At 40.3% G+C, this 2210-nt stretch carries 4 protein-coding genes; all 4 read right to left on the bottom strand.

Annotated elements, in window-relative coordinates; translation table 11 throughout:
- Nucleotides 1–495, bottom strand: a 495-nt coding sequence (locus GJV03_RS21250) for a tail assembly protein (RefSeq protein ID WP_154131076.1), incomplete at its 3' end; no start/stop codon positions are given.
- A 31-nt stretch (nucleotides 496–526) separates the two neighbouring features.
- A complete protein-coding gene (locus GJV03_RS21255; protein ID WP_154131077.1) occupies nucleotides 527–814 on the bottom strand; it encodes a hypothetical protein in 288 nt (95 codons plus the stop codon).
- Entirely contained in the window at nucleotides 804–1562 is a 759-nt protein-coding gene (locus tag GJV03_RS21260) for a C40 family peptidase (RefSeq protein WP_154131078.1), read from the bottom strand. Before GJV03_RS21260 ends, GJV03_RS21255 begins: the two co-directional genes overlap by 11 nt.
- Before the next feature lie 2 nt (nucleotides 1563–1564).
- Nucleotides 1565–2210 (bottom strand): phage minor tail protein L (locus GJV03_RS21265; protein WP_171501890.1); only part of this gene is annotated, 646 nt, incomplete at its 5' end.

Here is a 2210-nt window from a genome sequence, read left to right on the forward strand (position 1 = left end):
GCCTTGTGCGATTGTGGTGACTGCCCCACCAAATCCAAAGTTAGACTTATTTCCATCTTGGTTTTGATCTTGAGCATCAACTTTTGGGGTAAGCATTTGTGCAATACCACCAATGGACATTCCAATACCTGCACCAATCAATGCTGCACCATAAGGAGTTGTTGCTCCAAAAGTAAAATAACCAGCAACTATCAACACAACCCCTAAAACTAAATTTAGAACCCCACTGTCACCGCCAGCCCCAATGACTATAGGCACAATCTTGATAACTTTGGCGCCAGTCTCAAAATCAATCTGATCCTCAGAGATATTTTCATCATCTTGGAAAACAGCAAAGGTAAGTCCTTGTTCATGAGCGGTTAACATGAATTGTTCAAAGCCGGGCACTTGGATTGATAGCGCTTTTACAGCTTCTCGGGTGCTTTCAACAGCAAGCTTAAATTCTTTACCAAACTTCTTTCCCAGTACGCCATATAATTTGATCGTTTTAAGCATAAGTAGCTTTCCCTCAAGTAATAAAACTTAATTATTTAGCTAACAGTTTTATGTCTTTACCAACCTCTACTCGCTTCCAAAGAGTAGTCATCCAGTCTTTTCTACAATCCCACCATATGCTCCAATGATCGCCATAATTTGACTTCATAATATATTCCACTTTACAGTTGTGAATTCTGTAATGCGTTGCGCCTCGTGGTATAGATAATTCGCTGTAATTCCCTTGACCTAAAGAAAGTTGCTCATTTAAATCGTTCAGCAAATCGTTAAGCTCTTTTTGCTTTTTTTGAATCTTATCCTGTAACTCTTTAAGGTTCATAATTATCTACCTTCTTATGCCTCACAATTTTGACAACACGCTCTTGCCATTGTTGCCCAAAGATTTCACGCACTGACTTTCGACCATAAGGGTGATGTAGGATTAATGGTCCACCGAAACAGCTCGTACTTTCTTCTGATTTGAGTTGCCAATGATCACCCAACCAGATCACAGCATGATTAGGGTGTTCTGTACGTCCAACATTACACACCAACATATCGCCATATTGAGGTTGATTGACTTCATAAAATCCTGCTGCATCTATGTTTTCTAGATAAAGCGATTTATGATCTTTATCACTCCACCAATTATCTAAACGCTCGAAATCAATGAGTTTGATATTTAACTCACGAAGATAAAAATCACGAACTATTGAATAGCAGTCTTGGTACCCATGATGATAGTCACGACCAATGAGTGGTGCTTTATAGCCACAGGGCTCATAGACTTGAAAATCAACTTCAGGATATGCACAAATCACCCATGGTTTTTCATGAAGTTCAATTTGCAATAAATCTAAATCAGATGCGCGTGCTGTCGCGTTTGGATGTGAATGGACATAGGCTTGAATCTCACCTTGATCTTCAGCATTCGCCAAGTCTTCATGATGAATTTGAAACTGACCTTTTTCAGCGACATTACGGCATGGAATGAAGTCATTTGAAACAATAACCCCGCAACATTCTGCGGGGAAACATTGTTGAGCATGAGATGAAATCACAGCCTTAAGTTTTTTTGTTAATTTCATTTTTACACCATTGACGATGCAGGGAATCCACCAAAATGAAGCTCATTCTCTCGGCAACGACAGCCTGATGTTCGGTAGTTACATCGATCTAAAGCTGGGTTGTCTGTCGATTCATCTTTTTCAGTAAACATTGCAGATCCGATATAACCGCACTCTTCACTTCGATATTCCCAGTTGCAGTAGTTTGAGATTTGCCGCGTAGGGATTTTTAGCCCTTCGAAATCCACTGGATTAGAAAGTTCAAATGTCACTTGCTGAGCATTTTCAGAAGTCTTTTGTTCAATGAACCAAATCTGCTCGCGCTTCTCACTTGGATTAGCCGTGGCATTACCAGTACTAAAGTTTTCAGCATCGAGATACTTGGCTAATGTGGTAATGACTTTGAGCTTTGCGCCTGCAAAATCACCAAACTGTAAGCAGTATGCAGTTACCGCGCCTTGAATACCTTTAATATTGTTAGCCATGCTTAGCGTTGGTGCTGAAGCCTTACCATCACTGCGCATTTCCAAACCATCGACTTGCAATGCCATGGGCTCAAAAGTCTGGCCATTAAATATAATGTTTCGTTGCCATTGCTTTTGATCACCAACATCAAAGACTTTACCAATGGAACCAGTATCCGCTCCCATTAATCCATCTGATCCAATC

This window comes from Acinetobacter sp. RIT698 (genome assembly GCF_009668065.1).
Classification (GTDB): Bacteria; Pseudomonadota; Gammaproteobacteria; order Pseudomonadales; family Moraxellaceae; genus Acinetobacter; species Acinetobacter guillouiae.